At 72.0% G+C, this 20,244-nt stretch carries 17 protein-coding genes; 10 read left to right on the forward strand and 7 right to left on the reverse strand.

The window, feature by feature from the left end; genetic code table 11:
* Positions 1–149 precede the first annotated feature (149 nt).
* Positions 150–500, reverse strand: coding sequence for a hypothetical protein (locus tag AC5JJ1_RS12895; protein ID WP_495785508.1), 351 nt, complete (start codon positions 498–500; stop codon positions 150–152).
* A gap of 25 nt (positions 501–525) precedes the next feature.
* Complete coding sequence (locus AC5JJ1_RS12900) at positions 526–981, reverse strand: MaoC family dehydratase (RefSeq protein ID WP_495785509.1); 456 nt, start codon at positions 979–981, stop codon at positions 526–528.
* A gap of 86 nt (positions 982–1,067) precedes the next feature.
* Here AC5JJ1_RS12900 and AC5JJ1_RS12905 point away from each other — a divergent pair, with 86 nt between their 5' ends.
* From AC5JJ1_RS12905 to AC5JJ1_RS12930, 6 genes are all read left to right on the forward strand, one after another.
* A complete protein-coding gene (locus AC5JJ1_RS12905) occupies positions 1,068–2,642 on the forward strand; it encodes an ABC transporter substrate-binding protein (protein WP_495785510.1) in 1,575 nt (524 codons plus the stop codon).
* Positions 2,643–2,647: 5 nt separating this feature from the next.
* A complete protein-coding gene (locus tag AC5JJ1_RS12910) occupies positions 2,648–3,361 on the forward strand; it encodes a metallophosphoesterase (RefSeq protein WP_495785511.1) in 714 nt (237 codons plus the stop codon).
* A gap of 281 nt (positions 3,362–3,642) precedes the next feature.
* Positions 3,643–4,734, forward strand: a complete 1,092-nt coding sequence (locus tag AC5JJ1_RS12915; RefSeq protein ID WP_495785512.1) for a carbohydrate-binding domain-containing protein — start codon at positions 3,643–3,645, stop codon at positions 4,732–4,734.
* A gap of 498 nt (positions 4,735–5,232) precedes the next feature.
* Positions 5,233–6,960: an ATP-binding protein gene (locus AC5JJ1_RS12920; protein ID WP_495785513.1), complete on the forward strand. Its 1,728-nt coding sequence runs from the start codon at positions 5,233–5,235 to the stop codon at positions 6,958–6,960.
* A gap of 190 nt (positions 6,961–7,150) precedes the next feature.
* A complete protein-coding gene (locus tag AC5JJ1_RS12925) occupies positions 7,151–9,478 on the forward strand; it encodes a helicase-related protein (protein ID WP_495785620.1) in 2,328 nt (775 codons plus the stop codon).
* An 80-nt stretch (positions 9,479–9,558) separates the two neighbouring features.
* Positions 9,559–11,232 carry a DEAD/DEAH box helicase gene (locus AC5JJ1_RS12930; protein ID WP_495785514.1) on the forward strand — a complete coding sequence of 558 codons (1,674 nt, stop codon included), beginning with the start codon at positions 9,559–9,561 and terminating at the stop codon, positions 11,230–11,232.
* A gap of 256 nt (positions 11,233–11,488) precedes the next feature.
* Here the strand turns inward: AC5JJ1_RS12930 and AC5JJ1_RS12935 are convergent, their stop codons facing one another.
* A complete protein-coding gene (locus AC5JJ1_RS12935) occupies positions 11,489–11,872 on the reverse strand; it encodes a response regulator (RefSeq protein WP_495785515.1) in 384 nt (127 codons plus the stop codon).
* Positions 11,873–12,172: 300 nt separating this feature from the next.
* On the opposite strand from AC5JJ1_RS12935, the gene AC5JJ1_RS12940 reads away from it, so the two are divergent.
* From AC5JJ1_RS12940 to AC5JJ1_RS12950, 3 genes are all read left to right on the forward strand, one after another.
* On the forward strand, positions 12,173–12,655 hold the full coding sequence (locus AC5JJ1_RS12940; RefSeq protein ID WP_495785516.1) for a HutD/Ves family protein: 483 nt from the start codon (positions 12,173–12,175) through the stop codon (positions 12,653–12,655).
* Between the two features lie 139 nt (positions 12,656–12,794).
* Positions 12,795–13,871, forward strand: coding sequence for an LLM class flavin-dependent oxidoreductase (locus AC5JJ1_RS12945; RefSeq protein ID WP_495785517.1), 1,077 nt, complete (start codon positions 12,795–12,797; stop codon positions 13,869–13,871).
* Positions 13,868–15,544, forward strand: coding sequence for a M3 family oligoendopeptidase (locus AC5JJ1_RS12950; protein ID WP_495785518.1), 1,677 nt, complete (start codon positions 13,868–13,870; stop codon positions 15,542–15,544). The genes AC5JJ1_RS12945 and AC5JJ1_RS12950 overlap by 4 nt, the downstream gene beginning before the upstream one ends.
* 304 nt (positions 15,545–15,848) lie before the next feature.
* On the opposite strand, the gene AC5JJ1_RS12955 is transcribed toward AC5JJ1_RS12950, so the two are convergent.
* A complete protein-coding gene (locus AC5JJ1_RS12955) occupies positions 15,849–16,118 on the reverse strand; it encodes a twin-arginine translocase TatA/TatE family subunit (RefSeq protein ID WP_495785519.1) in 270 nt (89 codons plus the stop codon).
* 303 nt (positions 16,119–16,421) lie between these two features.
* On the opposite strand from AC5JJ1_RS12955, the gene AC5JJ1_RS12960 reads away from it, so the two are divergent.
* Positions 16,422–17,378: a TerC family protein gene (locus AC5JJ1_RS12960; protein ID WP_495785520.1), complete on the forward strand. Its 957-nt coding sequence runs from the start codon at positions 16,422–16,424 to the stop codon at positions 17,376–17,378.
* Between the two features lie 12 nt (positions 17,379–17,390).
* On the opposite strand, the gene AC5JJ1_RS12965 is transcribed toward AC5JJ1_RS12960, so the two are convergent.
* The 3 genes from AC5JJ1_RS12965 to phnE (AC5JJ1_RS12975) form a co-directional block, all read right to left on the reverse strand.
* Positions 17,391–18,362 carry a Bug family tripartite tricarboxylate transporter substrate binding protein gene (locus AC5JJ1_RS12965; protein WP_495785521.1) on the reverse strand — a complete coding sequence of 324 codons (972 nt, stop codon included), beginning with the start codon at positions 18,360–18,362 and terminating at the stop codon, positions 17,391–17,393.
* Positions 18,363–18,427: 65 nt separating this feature from the next.
* Complete coding sequence (gene phnE / locus AC5JJ1_RS12970) at positions 18,428–19,261, reverse strand: phosphonate ABC transporter, permease protein PhnE (protein WP_495785522.1); 834 nt, start codon at positions 19,259–19,261, stop codon at positions 18,428–18,430.
* Positions 19,258–20,133, reverse strand: coding sequence for a phosphonate ABC transporter, permease protein PhnE (phnE, locus tag AC5JJ1_RS12975; protein ID WP_495785523.1), 876 nt, complete (start codon positions 20,131–20,133; stop codon positions 19,258–19,260). The genes phnE (AC5JJ1_RS12970) and phnE (AC5JJ1_RS12975) overlap by 4 nt, the downstream gene beginning before the upstream one ends.
* Positions 20,134–20,244 lie beyond the last annotated feature (111 nt).

Raw genomic sequence — 20,244 nt, forward strand, 5'->3', positions numbered from 1 at the left:
ACAATCCAACGGACCCGTCGCCAGCAAACCCAAACCCGACAGGCTGCTAGAGCGGGTCCCGTTCGACATGGCGCACGGAACCGGCTCCGGCCTGTCGCTTGGCCGAGCAGCTGCCTCCGGTCAGGTGCTCCCGCTGGCCGGAGCTTGCTCTACCGCTTGTACCCGCCATCCGCCCCGGCCGGCGGATAGGGATTGGCCCCCGGGATCACCACCACGGGCGGCGCATAGAGGACGGGCGGGGGAAGGGCCAGATAGGCCGGCGGCGCATAGACGACCGGCGGCCCGTACCCGTAGCCATAGTATCTCGGCCCGTAATGGCGCGGCCCGTAGAACCCGACCGGCGGCCCGAGGCGGGGGCCGAAGCCCCCGCGATAGCCGTAGCCGCCAGGATAGCCATGGCCGCCCCGGTAGCCGCCGCCGTGATGGCCACGCGCCCCGGCCTCGCCCGGCGCCAGCGCGAGGAAGGCGGCCAGCCCGGCCGCGAGACAGGCGAAGCGCATCGACAGGCCTCCCTTGGCGTCCTGCCTACTCATACACCAGCGACAGGGTCTCCGCGACCAGGGCCGGCCGGCTGGACCCTTCCACCTCCACCGTCGCCTCCATCGTCAGCCGCGCCCCGCCCTCGACCGGCTCGACCGCCTTCAGCGTTAGGTGCCCCCGCACCCGCGACCCCGCCGGGACCGGCGCCGTGAACCGCACCTTGTTCGAGCCGTAATTCACCCCTCGGCTCCGCTTCTTCACCTGGAAGATGCTGGCGTTCAGCCGCGGCAGCAGGGAGAGGGTGAGGTAGCCATGGGCGATGGTCTTGCCCCCCGGCATCTCCCGCCGCGCCCGCTCCACATCGACATGAATCCACTGGTGGTCGCCCGTCGCCTCGGCGAACTGGTCGATCATCCGCTGGTCGACCGTCACCCACTCCCCGGCGCCCAGGCTCTTGCCCAGATAGGCCTGCAGATCCCCGATCGTCTCGATCTCCAGCATGCGTCCGCTCCCTTGTTGCGCGTCGTGACTGGAATTCCTGGCACACAAGGCTAGGCTTGCCCATCATCGGACCGAGGAGAGACTGCGTGCCGCCCATCCTCCGGGCCCTGGCCCTGATGGGGCTCGCCGGCCCGGCGCTTGCCCAGCGCCCGGCCGATGCGGTGACGATCGGCGTCGCCGCCCCCGCCACCTCGGTCGACCCGCATTTCTTCAATGCAGTGCCGAACGCCCAGCTCGCCGCCCACATCTTCTCCCGGCTGATCGAGCGCGATGCCCGCGTCCAGCTCCAGCCCGGCCTTGCCGAAAGCTGGCACGCCGTCTCGCCCACCCTCTGGGAGTTCCGCCTCCGCCCCGGCGTCACCTGGCATGACGGCCGCCCCTTCACGGCGGAGGACGTCGCCTTCACCCTCGCCCGTGCGCCCAACGTGCCGAACAGCCCGGGCGGCTATGGCAGCTTCCTCCGCATGGTGAAGGCGGTGGAGGTGGTCGACCCTCTGACCATCCGCCTGCACACCAGGCAGCCGCATTCCCTGCTGCCGACCGAGATCGCCTATATCGCCATCATCGCCCGCCACGCCGCCCAGGGTGCTGCGACGGAGGACTTCAACAGCGGCCGCGCCGCCATCGGCACCGGGCCCTACCGCCTGCTCGCCCACACCGCCAACGACCGCACCGAGCTTGCCCGCAACGAGGCCTATTGGGGACAGCGCGAGCCTTGGTCCCGCGTCACCCTCCGCTTCCTCGGCAACGACGCCGCCCGCACCGCCGCGCTGATCGCCGGCGATGTCGAGATGATCGATCAGGTCCCCTCCGCCGACCTCGCCCGGCTGCGCGCCGACAGCCGGGTCGGCCTGTTCGAGACCCAGGGCCTTCGCCTGGTCTACCTCCAGGCCGATTTCTCGCATGACACGGCGGTACCCTTCGTCACCGACCAGGCCGGCCAGCCCCTGCCGGGCAACCCCTTCAGGGATGTCCGCGTCCGCCGCGCCCTCTCCATCGCCATCAACCGCCAGGCGCTGGCCGAGCGGGTGATGGAGGGCGCCGCCCGCCCGGCCGGGCAGTGGCTGCCGCCGGGCGTCTACTCCTTCGACCCCGGCACCCCCGTCCCCGCCTACGACCCGGAGGGCGCCCGCCGCCTGCTTGCCGAGGCCGGCTATCCGGAGGGCTTCCGGCTGACCCTGCACAGCCCCAACGACCGCTATCCGAACGACGCCCGCACCGCCCAGGCCGTCGCCCAGATGTGGAGCCGTATCGGCATCCGCACCGAGGTCGCGGCGCTGCCCTGGGCCGCCTTCTCGGCCCGCGCCGCCCGGCAGGAATTCGCCATGCGCCTCTCGGGCTGGGGCAGCACGACGGGGGAGGCGAGCTACCTGCTGGCCAATGTGCTCGGCACCTACGACCCGGTGGCGCGCCGTGGCGCCTCCAATGCCGGGCGCTATTCCAACCCGGCCCTCGATGCGCTCACCGACCACGCTACCGCGACCCTCGACGCGGAGGAGCGCGAGGCCCTGCTCCGCCAGGCCGTCCGCATGGCGAGCCAGGACGTGGCGCTGATCCCGCTCTTCCATCTGGTCAATGCCTGGGCGACCCGCGCCGGCCTTCGCTACGAGGCGCGGATGGACGAGCGCAGCCTGGCCATGGGCCTGCGCCGGGCCGAATGAGGCCGATGCCGGAGTTCCAGCCCGCCCCCGCCAGCCTGCCCCCGGGGCATCGCGTCTATGCGGTGGGGGACATCCACGGCCATGACGCGAAGCTCGCCGCGCTGCATGCGCAGGTCGCCGCCGACCTTGCCGCCCGCCCGGCCGAGGCGCCGCTGCTGATCCATCTCGGCGACTATATCGACCGCGGCCCCGACAGCGCCGGCGTCATCGCGCGCCTCGCCGCTGGCCCGCCCGTCGACGGCCTCCCCACCGTGAACCTCCTCGGCAACCATGAGCGCAGCATGATCGACGCGCTGGCCGGCGAGCGCGCCGCGGTCACCGACTGGCGCCTGCACGGCGGGCGCGAGGCGCTGGCGAGCTGGGATATCGATGCGGACAGCGACCCCGCGACCTGGCCGGCGCTGATCCCGGCCGCGCATCGCCGCTTCGTCGAGGGCCTCGCCCTGATGCACCGGCTGGGCGGCTACCTCTTCGTCCATGCCGGCATCCGCCCCGGCCGCCCGCTCGAGGCGCAGTCGGCCGACGACCTCATCCGCATCCGCGGCGGCTTTCTCGACTCCGAGTCCGATTTCGGCGTCGTCGTGGTGCACGGCCATACCCCGACCCAGGGCCCCGTGGTACGCCGCAACCGCATCGGCATCGACACCGGCGCCGCCTATGGGCGCGAGCTGACCTGCCTGGTGCTCGAAGGCGAGCGGATGGGCTTCCTCCACGCCTGACGCCCGCGGTCCGGACCGGTGCCTGGACCTTCTCCGGGCAGGCTCGGGCCAGCTGGAACCGGCCGCCCCGGTGCTCGACGGACCAGCACGTGAAGACGGCTTCCGCCCCCCAGCTAGAGCAGACGGCGCCATTCTTGCAGCACGCTCCTGGTTTATGAGACAGCATGTTTATTTTTGTATACGATTTTTCAGTCCTTTGCTAAGACCGAGACGCTTTTTCAAAGCAGCGCAAGAGTTCCATTGCAGAATTCTCACATTCATTTAAGGGACGGGTTGCAGCCATGGATCTGAACGTTCTGGTGCGTGGTCAGAGCAACGCCCTTCTTTTCGTCCAGAATGGCGGTGCGGCCCGCCTTGAGACCGACCTCGAACGGTCCTTCGGCAGCCAGGTCGATGTCCGCATTATCGCCTCCTGGGGGACCGGCAAGGAGCAGACGATCCAGTCCGGCACCGCTTTCCTGAACTGGGACACCAGCGGCTACACCGCGGGCATGGGCACCTATCTCGGCAAGCAGCCGGAGACGGTGAAGGACGACCCGACCATCACGGTCTGGATGCACAACGAGTATGACGGCAACACGCTGGGCGTGACGACCGAGAACTGGGTGCAGGAGGTGAAGGCCGACGCCACCATCATGCGCGGCGCGCTGAACCAGTCCGCCGGCACCACGCCCTATGTCTTCACCTACATCCCTTATCCTTATAGCCAGGGCAGCTCGCCGGCCGCCATCAAGGCCGGCATGACGCAGCTGGCCGCCGACCCGGCCTTCAACGCGAAGATCGGCCCCAGCCTCGACGACCTGGTGATGGACGGCGACGGCTACCCGCGCAGCTCGCATATGGGGACGGCCGATGCGTTGCTGACCGGGTCGCGCCTCGCCACCGCCCTGACCCCGACGGTCGCCGACCTAACCGGCAGCTCCGTGGCCCCGCCCTCTGCTGCGCCGCCCTCGACCCCGGTGCTCGGCAGCTTCGCTGCCGGCAGCGGGCCGGACGCGCTGGTGCTGAAGGTCAGCCAGGATGCCTGGCAGGCGGCGGCGCAATACAAGGTCTGGGTGGACGGGGTGCAGATCGGTGGCACCTTCTCCGTCACCGCCAATGCCCTGCACAAGCAGGGTCTGGCGGACACGCTGACGCTGAAGGGCGACTGGACAGCTGGCGCGCACAAGGTCGAGGTGGCCTTCCTCAACGACGGCTGGGGCGGCAGCGCCGCCACCGACCGCAACCTCTATGTCGAGGCCGCGACCTACAACGGCACGACCGTGGCCGGCGCCGCCAACTCCTTCTACAGCAGCGGCACCAAGGCCTTCTCCTTCACCGAGGCAGCCCAACCGCCTGAGCCGCCTGCTCCCGTCACTGACTATATCGGCTGACGCCAGGGCCAGCGGGGGTGACGCCGGTCGCACTGACGGCGCATCGGAGCGGTTTCCGTTAGCCTCGACTCACGGAAGCCGCTTCAAGCTGTTTTTCGGTCGAGCAAATTACGCCGCTCAGGTGCTTCCATCTGATCGGAGTCCGCTCCCGGACCTTGCAACCATGGCGTGATTCCTCGTCGCGCCCGCAGCCTACGCGAAGCGTAGCGGACCGGCTGGAAAGCTTAAGGCTTTATGTATCACCAGCTGTACAACGCGCCGTATCATAACTTTAGGTTGAATAGCTGAGCGGTTCAGCTAGGTTGTCGCCCCTTCTGGCGGGTGCTTCATTTGCAGCTTCGATATTCTTTTACGCAACGACTCGGCGGTCTGCGGTTGCGTGTGACCTCTTCGATTCTGCTCGCCGCGCTGCCGCCTACGGGGCTGGCCCTGTCCGAGCAGCATCGCCTTGCCGAACCAGCTCTCGCTGGGCCGAGCCTTGCCCTCCAGAACCCCGCGATGCCGACCGCGCCCAGCCGCGCCGACCTCATCGGCCTGGCGGAGGCCTTGCCGGCCAGCCTTGCTTGGGTGCCGGCCCTGGCCGTGGGCAACGCCCTCGCCCGAGCCGAGGAGCGGCGTGGCCTCGACGGGACCATGTCCTGGCCGGCCTCCGCCGGCCTCGATGACGCCGAAGCCCGGCCAGTCTGCGCCGCCGGCGGCCTGGCCACCTCCGACCCGACCCTGCTCGAGGCAGGCCCGCCGGCCACGCTCGTGCTGAGGCCGGAGCCGGTCGCCGAAGGCCGGCTGCTCCTCGCCACCCTCCCTACCGGCCGCGCGGTCGAGGCCGCCGAGGCGGGGCGGCAGACGCCTCTCCGGCTCCTCGGTGCCTGCCTCCTCGGCCTGACGCTGGCGCTGCCCCTGGGTCATCGGGCGTTGATGCGGCCCGTGGCGCGCTGCTCCGCCGGCCCTCGCCGCCTCGCTGCCGGGACCGGCCGCCCGGCCAGCGGCTTGGGCGCGCTTGCCGTCGAGTTGGACGGCATGGCCGCCCGCCAGGCCGCGCTGGAGGCGAGGAACGCCGGGCTTGCCGCCCTCGCCGAGCGGCTCGGCACCGCCCGTGACAGCGCCGAGGCCGCCAGCGCCGCCAAGACCCGCTTCCTCCGCATGCTGAGCCATGAGCTGCGCACTCCGCTCAACGGCATCCTCGGCCATGCCCAGATCCTGCAGGCCGATTCCGGCCTCACCCCTGCCCAGCGCCGCTGCGCCGAGCAGGTCACCGAAAGCGGCGAGCACCTCATGGCGATGATTCGGGAATTGCTGGACCTCGCCGCCATCGAGGCCGGCAAAGTGGCGCTTGAGCCGGCGCCGGTCCGCCTCGTCACCCTGGCCGAATCCTGCGCCGCCCTGATGCGCCCGGTTGCCGCGGCGAAGGGCCTCGGCCTCCGGGTGGAGGTCTCGCCCGCCGCCGGCTGGGTCTCTGCCGACCCGGTCCGGCTGCGCCAGATCCTGCTCAACCTGCTGGGCAATGCAGTGAAGTTCACTGCCGCGGGCGAGGTTGCCTTACGCATCCGCCCCGGCGTCGGGGGCCTCACCCGCTTCGAGGTGAGCGACACCGGCCCCGGCATGACCGAGGCCGAGCGTGCCTCGCTCTTCCAGGAATTCCTCCGCCTCGCCGGCGCCGGGCAGACCGAGGGCAGCGGCCTTGGCCTCGCCATCACCGCGAGGCTGGTCGGGCTGATGCAGGGCACGATCGCCTGCGAGAGCGCGCCGGGGCAGGGCAGCCTGTTCCGCGTCGAGCTTCCCCTGCCGCCCGTCGCCCCCGGCGAGGCCGGGCCCGTGCCGGCGCCGCCCCGCCTCGGCGAGCCGCTCCGCCTGCTGCTCGCCGACGACGTCCTGGTCAACCGCGAGGTCGCCCGTGCCCTGCTGAACGCCGCCGGCCATGAGGTGGAGCTGGTCGCCGACGGCGCCGCCGCCGTCACCGCCGCGCTCGCCCGCGACTGGGACGCCGTGCTGCTCGATGTCCACATGCCGGTGATGGACGGCCTCGCCGCCGCCCGCCATATCCGGGCCGCGTCCGGCCCGCGCGGGCGCGTCCCCATCCTTGCCGTCACCGCCAGCGCCAACCAGGCCGAGGTCGAGGAATGCCTCGCCGCCGGCATGGACGCCCATGTCGAGAAGCCGCTGCGCATCGCGGAGCTGCAGGGCGCCCTGGCCGCCATCCGCGCCCGCAGCCTGGCCACGGCGCCCTGACGATCCCCCTGGTCAAGCGGCGGCGGATGCCCCATATGCAACCGGCAGGCCTGCATCACGTTGCCGAGTTGCCCCGTCCGGGCCCGTAGGCGGCAGGTCCGATCCCCCGCTTCGTTCCAAGGCGTGGCTTCCCCGAGGGGAAGGCCGCGGAGTTGCCGATTTGACCGAACCCGATGGCGCCCCCTTCGCAATCGCCGAGAATCCCGCGCCACGCCATTCCCCCGCCGAGGCCGCGATCCTCGCCTCCGGCCTCGCCGTCAGCCCGCGCGAGATGCCCGCCCTCATCCGCCGCGTCGAGCGCCGCCTGCCGGCCGATGCCGAGGCCGTCCGCGCCGCGCTGGTCGAGACCCGGCGCCGCGGCTGGATCGCCCGGCTGAACGACCTCGCCAACCGCGCCGGCCGCGTCTGGGTCCGCCGCGCCGAGGTGGAGACCGCGGCCGGCACCATCGCCGAGCTCGAGCCGGAGGACGGCGCGCTCCTCGCCGCCCTCGATCAAGCGGTGGGCAACCGCCTGCGCGGCCTCGGCCCGACGCCGGAGGTCGCCCTCGACGCCATCGCGGCTGAGCTGGTGGAGGGCGGCTCCGGCAGCCTCTCGGCCGATCGCCACGCCATGCTGGCCCGCGAGGTCGCCGCGGCCTTCAGCCTCGAAGGCGGTGTGGAACTGGCCTTCCTCGACTCCGTCGCTGCCGTCGAATCCCGCCGCCGCCGCGACCTCCGCGAGGCCGAGACCGCCGCCCGCGCCAGGCGCCGCGAGGAGGTTCAGCGCCTTCGCGACTGGGAGCGCAGCCTCGTCGAGTTCCGTGCCCTCCCCAACCTCCTCGGCGCCACCGAGAAGGAGGTCCTGCGCTGGATCGGGGCCGGCCTGATCCCCGTCGCCCGCCGCATCCCGACCCGCAACAAGGGCCAGGAGAAGTGGGAGTTCGACCCCAAGGAGGTCACTGGCCTCCGCCCCCAGGTCCCGGCCTGGCGCGAGGCCGAGGCCCCCGGCACCCGTCTTGCCCGCCCAGCCGTGGCGAAGCCGAGCCGCGCCGGCAATGCGGCCGTGGCCCGCGTCGCCGCGCTTGACCGCTATGCCGGCCACTTCGCCACCGCCCGCGCGCTGAACCGCCGCATCACCCTCGTCACCGGCCCGACCAATTCCGGCAAGAGCCACACCGCCCTCGACCGGCTGGCGAAGTCGGAGAGCGGCATGGCCCTCGCCCCGCTCCGCCTGCTCGCCCATGAATTCCGCGAGGCCCTGGCGACCCGCGGCGTCCTCGCCTCCCTCTCGACCGGCGAGGAGCGCCTGCCCATCCCTGGCAGCCGCCACCTGGCGGCCACCGTCGAGATGTGCCCCTTCCACAACCCGGTCGACGTCGCCCTGATCGACGAGGCGCAGATGCTCGGCGACCGCGACCGCGGCGCCGCCTGGACCGCCGCCATCATGGGCGCCCCGGCGCGCGAGGTCTTCGTCCTCGGCGCCCCGGAATGCGCGACCCTCGTCCGCCGCATCGCCCGCCTCTGCGACGACGAGATGGACGAAGTGAAGCTGCAGCGGAAGAATCCGCTGGTCGCCGCCTCCAAGCCCGTCGCCCTCGGCGACCTCCGCACCGGCGATGCGCTCGTCGCCTTCTCCCGCCGCGACGTGCTCGACCTGCGCGCGGAACTCGTCAAGCGCGGCAAGCGCGTCGCCGTCGTCTACGGCGCGCTCAGCCCCGAGGTCCGCCGCGCCGAGGCCGCGCGCTTCCGCAACGGCGATGCCGATGTGATCGTGGCGACGGACGCCATCGGCATGGGCCTCAACCTGCCCATCCGCCGCGTCGTCTTCTCGACGCTCCGCAAGTTCGACGGCGAGGCCCGCCGCGAGCTGAACACCCAGGAGGTGAAGCAGATCGGCGGCCGCGCCGGGCGCTTCGGCCAGCATGAGGAGGGCGTCGTCGCCGTCCTCGCCGGCGGCGGCAGCCCCGACTTCGTCAAGATGATGCTGAACGCCGCGCCCGAGATGCCGGAGGACCTTCGCCCCCAGGTGCAGCCCGATGCCGACATCATCGCCGCCGTCGCCGCCGAGATCGGCTCCGACAGCCTCTTCGGCGTGCTGGCCCGCATCAAGCGCGCCGTGCTCCGCACCGACGACCCGAACTACCGCCTCGCCGACCTGACCCAGGCCATGGCCGTTGCCTCAGCCATCGACGGCGTGCCCGGCCTCTCGCTGCTCGACCGCTGGACCTATGCCCTCTGCCCGGTGGACGAGCGCGACAACGGCGTCGCCCGCCTCGCCCGCTGGGCGGTGGAGCACGGCGCTGGCCGTCCCGTGCCGCCGCCCATGGCCGGGCGCCTGCCGGCGCCGGACCGTGCCGCGCGCGAGGAGCTCGAGCGCGCGGAGAAGGTCCACAAGCGCCTGGTCGCCTGGCGCTGGCTCTCGCTGCGCTTCGAACTCGCCTATCCCGACCGCGCCGAGGCCGAGGCGGAGACGATCCGCCTCGATCGCTGGATCGAGGATGTGCTGCGGCAGCAAAGGCGGTCGAAGCTCGTCATGTAAGTACGGGGGCGCTGCCCCCGTGCCCCCGCCGGGGGGAAAGCTCCCCCCCGGGCCCCGCCGTAAGTTGTCCGGATACCTTGATGCCCTTTCCCCCGCTCCCCGCTCCGTTGCAGGCCGCGCTCGCCGAGCGCGGCTATGCCGAGCCGACCCCCGTCCAGGCCGCCGTCCTCGAGCCGGAGACCGAGGGCCGCGACCTGCTCGTCTCTGCCCAGACCGGCTCCGGCAAGACCGTCGCCTACGGCCTCGCCATGGCGAGCCTGCTCATGGGCGGGACGGACCGCTTGCCGGCGCCCGGCCAGCCGCTGGCCCTTGTCGTCGCCCCGACCCGCGAGCTGGCCCTCCAGGTCCAGGGCGAGCTCGCCTGGCTCTATGCCAAGGCCGGCGGCCGCGTCGTCACCTGCGTCGGCGGCACCGACCCGATCGCCGAGCGCCGTGCGCTGGAGCGCGGCGCCCATCTCGTCGTCGGCACCCCCGGCCGCATCCGCGACCACCTGGAGCGCGGCAACCTCCGCCCGCAATCCCTCCGCGCCGTCGTGCTGGACGAGGCCGACGAGATGCTCGACCTCGGCTTCCGCGAGGAGCTGGAGGCGATCCTCGAGACCACGCCCGAGGACCGCCGCACCTTCCTCTTCTCGGCGACCGTCCCCGCCGGCATCGCCGCCATCGCCCGCACCTACCAGAAGGACGCGCTGCGCATCGCCGCCGGCGATGCCGGCGCCCAGCATGGCGACATCGAGTACCGCGCGCTGCTGATCGCCCCGCACGAGATCGAGCGGGCCGTGGTCAACAGCCTCCGCTTCTTCGAGGCGCGCTCGGCCATGGTCTTCTGCCGCACCCGCGCCACGGTGACGCGCCTGCACGGCAACCTCGCCGAGCGCGGATTCGCCGCCGTGGCGCTGTCCGGCGAGCTGTCCCAGGCCGAGCGCAACCGCGCCATGCAGAGCCTCCGCGACGGCCGCGCCCGCGTCTGCGTGGCGACCGACGTGGCGGCGCGGGGGATCGACCTGCCCGATCTCGGCCTCGTCATCCATGCCGAGCTGCCGAACGACCCGGAGACGCTGCTGCACCGCAGCGGGCGGACCGGCCGCGCCGGCCGCAAGGGCATCAGCGCGCTTCTCGTCCCCCATAACCGCCGCCGTGCCGCGGAGCGCCTGCTCCAGGCCGCCCGCGTCCAGGCCGCCTGGAGCCCGGCCCCCTCCGCCGAGGCCATCCGCGAGAAGGACGACGCCCGCATCCTCGCCCAGGCGACCGAGCTCGCCGCCGAGGAGCCGACCGATGGCGACCTGGCGCTCGCTCGCCAGCTCCTTGCCGCCCAGCCGCCCGAGGCCCTGGCGGCAGCCCTGATGCGCACCCTCCGCGCCCCGCTCCCGGCGCCCGAGGACCTCGCCGAGATCAGCGACCGCCCGCCGCCCCGCCAGCCCCACGCGGCGGCGGCCGGCAATGCCCCCGGCGCCTGGTTCCGCATGAATCTGGGCCGCAACGGCAATGCCGATCCGCGCTGGGTGCTGCCCTTCCTCTGCCGCCGCGGCAACGTCACGCGCCAGGAGATCGGCCGCATCCAGGTGCAGGAGCGGGAGACGCGCTTCGAGGTCGCCCCCTGGGCCGCCGACCGCTTCGCCTCGGCCCTCCGCCGTCCGGGCGATGCCAAGGACGCGCATATCCGCATTCAGCCCTCGGACCCGCCGCTCGCCGACACCCCGCGGCCGCGCCCGCCCCGCCCGGTGGCCCCTCGCCGGCAATACGAAAAGCGGTAACGAGCGCCCGGCGCCCCATCGCTGGCCCCGTCGGCCCGCGGCTGCCGCCGACCTTCGCCGACAGGCTGGAGCGCCAGGGGCAGCTCGCAGGCGGCTTCGGCCGGCGCACCGGGCACCGTCGGCTCGATCGGCTTCCGTTCGCACCGGTGCACGGAAGCCGCTCCGGCTTGTCGTCTTGGCGAGCGAATACCTCCGATCGGGTGTTTCCACCTGATCGGAGCCTGCTTCAGGCTGCGTCTCAGTCCGCTGGCCGGCCTCAGATGATGGCGACGAGCGCCGAGGTGAGGCGGGCGAGATCGAAGGGCTTCTGCAGCATCGGCGCATCCACGTATTGGGCGGCTGCGCATTCTGCGCCGTAGCCGGTGGTGATGACGAAGGGCACCTTCATCGCTTCCAGCCGGTCTGCGACGCGCGTCACCGGCTCACCGCGCAGGTTGAGGTCGAGTACCGCGGCGTCCACCCCGCCAGTCTCGATCAGGGCCAGTGCCTCGTCGACGGTGGAGGCGGGGCCGAGGACGGTGGCGCCGGCATCCTGCAGGCTATCCTCCACCAGCATGGCGACGAGCGCCTCGTCCTCGACGAGGAGCACGCGTTGCCCGGTCAGTTCCTGGCGCGGCCTGGGCGCGCTCTGGTGACGCATGACGCTTCCCTTTCTCGGGATCACTTCAGCCCGTTGGACGTCGAGAACATTGCGAAGGCACAAGCAGCGGAATTGATAGAGGACCTTCCCACTCGCCTGGTCTGTTCACTGGCGGACAACCGCTGCGAAAAATGCAAGCTCGCCGGTTACGGCGTCCGCCCGGCGCCCTGCGGCGGCGAGGTCCGGGCCCGCTCCGGACCGGTAGGGCCGGTTATGGTGATCCACCCCGGCGGTTGAGGCTTGCCCCGGCCCCTCTCTCCGATAGGGTGATGATACCCGACCCAACCGCGCCGGATCCGCATGCACCTCCGTCAGGCCGACCTTGCCATCACCCCCTGGCGCAACGGCGCCGGCCGCAAGGCGGATGTGGTCGGCGGCCCCGGCTGGCTCATCACCTTCGCCTGGGCCGACCGGGATGCGGAGTTCTCCGACTTCGCCGGCCAGGACCGCACCATCACCCTGATCGAGGGCGACGGCTTCACGCTCGACTTCCCGGGCCAGGCCCCGCTCGTCCTCGACACGCCCTATCAGCCACGCTGGTTCGACGGGGGCTGGCCTGCCCGCTGCCGCCTGCATGGCGGCCCGAGCATGGTGCTGAACGCCATCTCGGAACGCGCCGCCTGGCGGCACAGCGTCGAGATCCGCGCGCCCCGCCCGGAGGATACCGGCTTCGCCGTGCTGCTCGAGGAGGCCGGCCCCGGCTATCGGCGCCTCGACACCATCGCCCTGCCGGCCCCGGTCGCCGCCCGCTGCGCCATCATCCGCTTCGACGCCAGGCGCTGAGCCGGGCCGCCGGGCAGGGCCTGGCCCGTCGCCCGGCCACGGGCACCGCCTCCGGCCGTTCCGGCCTCCGCCGATGGCGCGTCGAGGCTTGAGGCCGACGCCCGAAGCGCCGACACTCCGGCAAAACGGGAGGCGCCCCATGGATTTCGGCCAGTTCAACCTGATGGGCTACCGCGAGCCGGGCACGGACCTCGCCGGCCTCTACGACGGCGCCGTCGCCCAGGTGAAGGCCGCCGAGCAGGCCGGCTTCGCCATTTCCTGGTTCGCCGAGCATCATTTCTCGAATTACTGCGTCTGCCCCTCGCCGCTGATGATGGTCGCCCGCTGCGCCGGCGAGACCAGCCGCATCAGGCTCGGCAGCGGCGTCATCATCGTCCCGCTCTACCAGCCGGCGCGGCTGCTGGCCGAGATCGGCATGGTCGACCAGCTGACCCATGGCCGCCTGGTGCTCGGCATCGGCAGCGGCTACCAGCCCTTCGAGTTCGAGCGCTTCGAGGCCGACCTCGCCGAGAGCACGCCCCGCCTCGTCGAGTTCATGGGGATGCTGGAGCAGGCGACGGCCCACGAGACCTTCACCCATGAGGGCCGCTTCTACCGCCTGCCCGAGACCCATATCGCCGCCCGCCCGGTCCGCGGCCTGCCCGAGGTCTGGGTTGCCGGCGACAATGCCGAGCTCCATCGCATGGCGGCGCAGCGCGGCTACGTCGTCATGGTCACGCCGCGCCACTACACCGCCGAGATGCTGGCGAAGGCCCGCGCCCGCTTCGAGGCCACCTACCGCGAGGCCGGGCAGGACCCGGCGCGGATGCGCTTCGGCGCGCTGCGCCACATGTGCGTCACGGACGACCGGGGGGAGGCCGAGGGCTTCCTCGAGAACATCCGCTACCAGATCCGCCTCTCGCAGAGCCTCCGCCACCGCGAGCAGCACATGCAGGGCGGCATGCTGCTCGAGAAGCCCTGGCCGGGCGAGATGAGCCTCGAGGACATGGCCCGCCACATGCTGGTCGGCGACGCCCACACCATCGCCGAGCGCATGGTGGCCGAGATCCGCGCCGCGCAGCCCTGCCACTACCTGCTGCATTTCCAGGCCGGCGCCTCGACCACCGCGCAGGCGCTCCGCAGCATCGAGCGCTTCGCCACCGAGGTCCGCCCGCTGCTGGAGCGCGAGCTCGGCCCGCTCGAGCGCATCGGCCTGCCGGAGAGCCTCGCCGCATGAGCGCGCCCCGCTTCGCCGACCTCGCCTTTCCGACCCCGACGCCGGACAGCCTCGCCGCCGAGCACGCCGCGCTCGACGCGCAGCTCGACGCCGGCCGGCTGGACGAAGCCCTCTCCGACTGGGATCGCCAGCGCCGCGACTACGAGAGCTGGTCGAGCCTCGTCCATCTCCGCTTCTCCCAGGACACGTCGAGTGCCGAGGCGAAGGCGGCGCGCGAATATGCCGACACGCTCTCGCCCGAGGCCACCGGCCATGAAGTCGCGCTGAAGCGCCGCCTCCTCGCCTGGCCCGACCGTGCCGCGCTGGAGGCGGCGCTCGGCGCGCATACGCTTCGCCTCTGGGAGACCGACGTCACCACCTTCGACCCCGTCATCGCCGGCGACCTCGAGGAGGAGGCCAAGCTCACCGCCCGCTACACCGAGCTGCTGGCCTCGGCGAAGCTCAGCATCCGCGGCAGGGAGACCAACCTCTCCGGCCTCGCCCCCTATGCCGAGGATGCCGACCGCGCCACGCGCCATGAGGCGGAGAGCCTCCGCTGGTCCTTCTTTGCCGAGCATGGCGACGAACTCGATGGGATCTACGACGCCCTCGTCCGCCTGCGCCACGGCATGGCCCGCAAGCTCGGCTACGAGAACTACCTGCCCCTCGGCTATCGCCGCCTCCGCCGCACCGACTACGACGCCGCCGACGTCGCCCGCTATCGCGACCAGGTGGCCGAGCACGTCGTCCCCCTCATCGCCCGCCTGCTGGAGGCGCGCCGCCAGCGCTTCGGCTGGGACCGCCTGCGCGCCTGGGACGAGGCGCTGGTCGACCCGGAGGGCAACCCGAAGCCGATCGGCGACCACGATACGCTGGTCGCCGCGGCGCAGGCCATGTTCGACCGGATGGAACCGCGCCTTGCCAGCTTCTATCGGCTGATGAAGGAGGGTGGCTTCCTCGACATGCGCAACCGCCCCGGCAAGGCGGGGGGCGGCTTCTGCACGTCGTTCCCCTCCGTCGGCTTGCCCTTCATCTTCGCCAATTTCAACGGCACGCATCACGACATCGGTGTCTTCACCCATGAGATGGGGCATGCCTTCCAGAACTGGGAAAGCCGCGACCTGCCAGGAATCGACCAGCTCTGGCCCACCATGGAGGCGGCCGAGATCCACTCCATGAGCCTCGAATTCCTCACCTACCCGCATATGGCGTTGCTGGTGGGGGAGGGGGCGGCGGAGCGCTTCCGCCGCATGCATCTCGAGACCTCGCTCGCCTTCCTGCCCTATGGCGTCTGCGTCGACCACTTCCAGCATGAGGTCTACGAGAACCCCGAGGCGACGCCCGCCGAGCGCCATGCCATCTGGCAGCGCCTCGAGCGCCGCTACATGCCCTGGACCGACTACGGCGACCTCGCCTATCCGGCGAAGGGCGGCCGCTGGCAGGCGAAGCAGCACATCTACAACTCGCCGCTCTACTACATCGACTACACGCTGGCGCAGTGCTGCGCGATGCAGTTCTGGGTCAAGGCGCGTCACGACGCGCCGGCGGCGCTTGCGGATTACGTCGCGCTCTGCGCCCGCGGCGGCAGCGCGCCCTTCCAAGACCTGGTGCGCTCGGCAGGGCTGATCTCGCCCTTTGCCGCGGGCGCGCTCGCCGATGTGGTGCGCGAGGCGGAGGGCCTGCTGTCCGGGTAGCTCGCCCGGGCCCTGAACGGCATCGCCTTGGGGTCCGCCGCCATCCATTCCCACGGCACGGAGCCGGGCTCCCGCCCCGGCGCGGGGACGCGTAAGGCAGCCTCGCCTCGACGGAAGGCCGTCGAGGCCCAGACGGATCGGCCCTTCGGCCTCCACAGGAAGCCCATCCGCCCGCCGGAGCGGGTGATGTGGACCGTCCCGCAGCCGGGCCGAGATGTCCTGGCCGTCGCCGGGACCTAGCCGCTACGGTCCGGCCGCTGCCCGGCGGCGATCATCGCCGCCGTGGCACCAGCCGGATCCGGCATCAGGCGGCCGGGCGGCTCGTCGTGCTGGTGGTCGAGGCGTGCGGCGTGGTCGTCGCGGCCGGGCCCTGGATCGTCCCGGTCGGCTGGGTGCCCGGCGCCGGCGGCGCGCCCTCGGCGAGCGAGGCGTCATCCTCCTCCTTCATGTTCTTCTTGAAGGATTTGATGCCGGTGGCGAGGTCGCCCATGAGGGTGCTGATCTTGCCGCTGCCGAAGAGCAGAAGCACGACCAGCAGCACGATGAGCCAGTGCCAGATGCTGAAGGAACCCATGTGACGCCCCGATAACCCTTTGTTGCTGGCTGCGGTTGGCAACCCTGACCGGGCCGGACACTACTGCCCCGGCATCCGTAGAGCAAACCCGCAGATGGCGTGGCGGGGTCCTGGCGACAACGGGCTTGAAACCGGCATCGGCCGGAGCCATCTCGACGCCGATCCGGGCCCCTCTGGCCGCCCGGCGCCGGGCCTCGGCCCGCTGCCGGGTGAGCGATGTCGGATCGCGTGCAACGTCGCGCGATCGGGCCCCATCGTTACCTGGAAGGCCAGCCCATCGCGCCAGTGAGGAGCTCTCCGGCGATGGAGCCGTCCGTCTGGTTCTGGGTCTGGTTCAACGCGGCCGTTCTCGGCCTTCTGCTGCTCGATCTCGGCGTCTTCGCCCGCCGCGGCGCCGATGGCCAGCCGGCCCCCGTGCCGGTCCGCACCGCGCTCTGGAAGTCGGCTGCCTATGTCGGCCTCGCGCTCGGCTTCTTCGCCTGGCTCTGGACCGGCTACGGGCCGGAGGAGGGGCGGCAGACCCGCGCCCTCGAATTCCTGACCGGCTACGTCATCGAGTGGTCGCTCTCGGTCGACAACATCTTCGTCTTCGTCCTGATCTTCGCCAAATTCGGCGTCCCCGCCGCCTACCAGCACCGGGTGCTGTTCTGGGGCATCCTCGGCGCGCTGGCGATGCGCGCGGCGATGATCCTGCTCGGCACCAGCCTGCTGCGCGAGTTCGACTGGCTGATGATCGTCTTCGGCCTCTTCCTCGTCTTCAGCGGCTGGAAGATGCTGCAATCCGTCAACGCGCCGGAGGGCGATCCGCGCGACAACCCCGTCCTGCGCTTCCTGCAGCGCCGCCTGCCGGTGAGCGACGGCTTCCGCGGCACCGCCTTCACGGTGCGGGAGGCGGGGCGCTGGATGCTGACGCCGCTCGCCCTGGTGCTGATCCTGGTCGAGCTGACCGACCTGGTCTTCGCCCTCGACAGCATCCCGGCGATCTTCGCCGTCACCACCGACCCGTTCATCGTCTACACGGCCAATGTCTTCGCCATCCTCGGCCTGCGCGCGATGTACTTCGCCCTCGCCGGCATCATCCACCGCTTCCGCTACCTGAAGCACGGGCTGTCGATCGTGCTGATGATCGTGGGCGCCAAGATGCTGGCCAACTACTGGGCCGGCGGCAAGGCGGTGCCGGTGGAATGGGCCCTGCTGCTGACCGGCAGCATCATCGGCGGCTCCATCGCGCTCAGCCTCTGGCGCACCCGCGCCCTGTGAGCGGGGAGGGGATCAGGCCTCGGCCCTGATCCCCAGGCGGCGGATCAGCCCGCCCCAGCGCTCCGCCTCGGCGGCCATGAAGGCGCGCAGCTCCTCCGGGCTGCTCGCCACCACCTCGAAGCCCGCCGTCTCGAGCGCCCTGCGCGCCTCCGGCACGGCGAGCGCCCGCTGCGCCTCCGCCGCCAGCCGCGCCACCCGCTCCGCGGGCGTCGAGGCGGGCCCGATCAGGCCGATCCAGGCATAGCTCGCCGCGCCGGCGATTCCCGCCTCGGCCAGCGTCGGCACCTCCGGCGCCTGGGGGATGCGCGCCTCGGCGGTCACCGCCAGGGCCCGCGCCTGCCCCTCGCGCAGCTGCGGCAGGATGCCGGCGGCGATGATCACCATGGCGTCGATCCGCCTGGCGACGAGGTCGACCACCGCCGGCGGGAAGCCGCGATAGGGGACGTGCAGCATCTCCCCGCCCGCCCGGGCCAGCAGGTCCATCATCGCCAGGTGCCCGCCCGAGCCGGAGCCCACCGAGCCGAAGCTGTACTTCCCTGGCTCGGCCTTCACCGCCGCCAGGAAGTCGCCGAGGCCGGTGAAGGGCAGGCCCGACCGGACCACCAGCAGCTGCGCCCCCCGCATCAGCAGCGAGATCGGCGCGACGTCCCGCGCCGGGTCGTAGGCGAGGTTCGGATAGAGCGCCGGCGCCGTCGTCAGCGGGCCGTTGATGGAAACCCCGATTGTGTGCCCGTCCGCTGCCTTCGCCACCGTCTCCGTGCCGATATTGCCCCCGGCGCCGGCGCGGTTCTCGACGACGCAGGACTGCCCCAGCACCTGGCCGTAATGCGCCGCCACCGCCCGGCCGGCGATGTCCGGCGTCGAGCCGCCGGGGAAGGGGACGACGAGCCGGAGCGGCCGCTCCGGCCAGGGCGCCTGGGCCAGGGCGGGGGCGGCCAGCAGGGCAGGGGCGACAGCCAGCAGCGCGCGGCGCGGGATGGGCATGATCGGCTTTCCTCGGCGGGGATTTGGGTGCGGTTGCAGCACGAAGCGCCGCCCGCCGGCAAGCCTCACCCGCCCCCGATTAGCCGCCGCCTGAGCCTGGCCGAGACCCAGTCGATCGCCGCCACCGTCGCCACCATCAGCAGGATGATGAAGGCCACCTCGTCCCAGTGGCGGACGCGGATGCGCTCCGAGATCTGCAGCCCGATCCCGCCCGCGCCCACCACGCCGAGGATCGCCGCCGAGCGGGTGTTGCTCTCGAAGAAGTAGAGCGCCTGCGCCAGCACCACCGGCAGCACCTGCGGCAGCAGGCCGAAGCGGAGCCGGGCGAGGAACCCGCCCCCCGCCGCCGTCACCCCCTCCACCTGCCGCCGCTCGGCATTCTCGATCGCCTCGGCATTGAGCTTGGCCAGCACCGCCACGTCGGCGGTGGCGATGGCGAGGACGCCCGCCAGCGGCCCGAGCCCCACCGCGCGCACGAAGGCCAGCGCCCAGATCAGCTGGTCCACCCCGCGGAACCCGTCGAAGACGCGCCGCAGCGAGAAGCGGAAGAGCGTGTTCGTCACCACGTTCCCGGCCCCGAGGAAGCCAAGCGGCAGGGCGATCAGCGCCGCGACGAAGGTGCCGAGGAAGGCCATGGCGACGCTCTCGGCCAGCCCCTGGAGGATGTCCAGCCAGAGCTCGCCCGGCGAGGGCGGCACCATCAGCCGGAGGATGACGGCCAGCCCCGTGAGCCCGTTCCACAGCCGCCCCGGCGCGAAGTCGAAATGCCAGAGCGCCCAGCCCAGCCAGGCGAGGAAGGCCGCCCAGCCGAGCGCCTTCAGCAGCCGCCCGCGCGGCGTGCCGCCGAAGGCGCCGGGGATGCGCGCCCGCCAGGCCGCGATCTCGGGCGCCCCGCTCACTGCATCGCCCCGATGACGCGGTGCCGCAGCCGCTCCGACAGCATGTCGATGGCGAAGACGGCGAGGATGATCAGCAGCAGGATGGCGCTGATCTCCTCGTAGTAGTTGAAGGAGATCACCTTGTAGAGCTCCTCCCCGATCCCGCCGGCGCCGACGAAGCCGATGACGCTGGCCGAGCGCAGGTTGATCTCGAAGCGCAGCAGGGCATAGCTCAGCAGGTTCGGCGCCACCTGCGGCAGCACGGCGAAGCGGCAGGCCTGCACCCAGTTGCCGCCCGCCGAGCGCACCCCGGCCCAGGCGCCGAGCCCGGTATTCTCGATGCTCTCGGCGAAGAGTTTGCCGCAGGCCCCGGCGGTGTGCAGCGCGATGGCGAGGATGCCCGCCAGCGCCCCGACGCCGAAGGCCCAGACGAAGATCAGCGCATAGACGATCTCGGGCACCGTCCGCATCGCCTCCAGCAGCCGCCGCGCCGCGATGTTGAGGAGGCGCCCGGCGCCGAGGTTCCGCGCCGCCGGGAAGGCCAGCAGCAGCGCCGCCCCGACCCCCATCAGCGTCGCCAGCGCCGCCATGTTCGCCGTCTCGAGCAGCAGCCAGGCCCAACTGTCCAGGCGGTACATCCAGAAGGCGAGGCTGCCCTCCGTCTCGGTGCCGCCGAGCAGCGCTTCCCAGCGCAGCGTCGGCAGGATGCGCCCGAAATACTCGCCGATGCGCGGCAGGCCGGCGAGCAGCGTCGCCGGATAGGCCTCGCTCAGCCTGGCCGAGAGCAGGAGGCAGAGGCCGAGGATCAGCAGCCCGAGCAGCGTCGCCCGCCGCTTCTGCCGTACCGCCGCTCGGTATGCCTCCTCGCCGCGGAGGACGGCACCCGCGTTCACCGGCGCTGCCGGCGCATCGCCGCCTCCTGCCGCTGCCCATCGGTGATGACCTTGCCGTCCATCCCGGCGGCGCCCCGGCCCGCGTATCGCATCGCCATCGCGGTCCCGAAA

It is taken from the genome of Belnapia sp. (genome assembly GCF_059504005.1).

What these genes read in the sequence shown, in the direction of transcription:
- AC5JJ1_RS12940 (WP_495785516.1), top strand. Translation starts at nt 12,173, where the DNA reads ATGCACCTCCGTCAGGCCGACCTTGCCATCACCCCCTGGCGCAACGGC.
- AC5JJ1_RS12935 (WP_495785515.1), bottom strand. Translation starts at nt 11,872, where the DNA reads ATGCGTCACCAGAGCGCGCCCAGGCCGCGCCAGGAACTGACCGGGCAA.
- AC5JJ1_RS12950 (WP_495785518.1), top strand. Translation starts at nt 13,868, where the DNA reads ATGAGCGCGCCCCGCTTCGCCGACCTCGCCTTTCCGACCCCGACGCCG.
- AC5JJ1_RS12900 (WP_495785509.1), bottom strand. Translation starts at nt 981, where the DNA reads ATGCTGGAGATCGAGACGATCGGGGATCTGCAGGCCTATCTGGGCAAG.
- AC5JJ1_RS12910 (WP_495785511.1), top strand. Translation starts at nt 2,648, where the DNA reads ATGCCGGAGTTCCAGCCCGCCCCCGCCAGCCTGCCCCCGGGGCATCGC.
- AC5JJ1_RS12920 (WP_495785513.1), top strand. Translation starts at nt 5,233, where the DNA reads ATGCCGACCGCGCCCAGCCGCGCCGACCTCATCGGCCTGGCGGAGGCC.
- AC5JJ1_RS12965 (WP_495785521.1), bottom strand. Translation starts at nt 18,362, where the DNA reads ATGCCCATCCCGCGCCGCGCGCTGCTGGCTGTCGCCCCTGCCCTGCTG.
- AC5JJ1_RS12955 (WP_495785519.1), bottom strand. Translation starts at nt 16,118, where the DNA reads ATGGGTTCCTTCAGCATCTGGCACTGGCTCATCGTGCTGCTGGTCGTG.
- AC5JJ1_RS12915 (WP_495785512.1), top strand. Translation starts at nt 3,643, where the DNA reads ATGGATCTGAACGTTCTGGTGCGTGGTCAGAGCAACGCCCTTCTTTTC.
- AC5JJ1_RS12945 (WP_495785517.1), top strand. Translation starts at nt 12,795, where the DNA reads ATGGATTTCGGCCAGTTCAACCTGATGGGCTACCGCGAGCCGGGCACG.
- AC5JJ1_RS12930 (WP_495785514.1), top strand. Translation starts at nt 9,559, where the DNA reads ATGCCCTTTCCCCCGCTCCCCGCTCCGTTGCAGGCCGCGCTCGCCGAG.
- AC5JJ1_RS12960 (WP_495785520.1), top strand. Translation starts at nt 16,422, where the DNA reads ATGGAGCCGTCCGTCTGGTTCTGGGTCTGGTTCAACGCGGCCGTTCTC.
- AC5JJ1_RS12895 (WP_495785508.1), bottom strand. Translation starts at nt 500, where the DNA reads ATGCGCTTCGCCTGTCTCGCGGCCGGGCTGGCCGCCTTCCTCGCGCTG.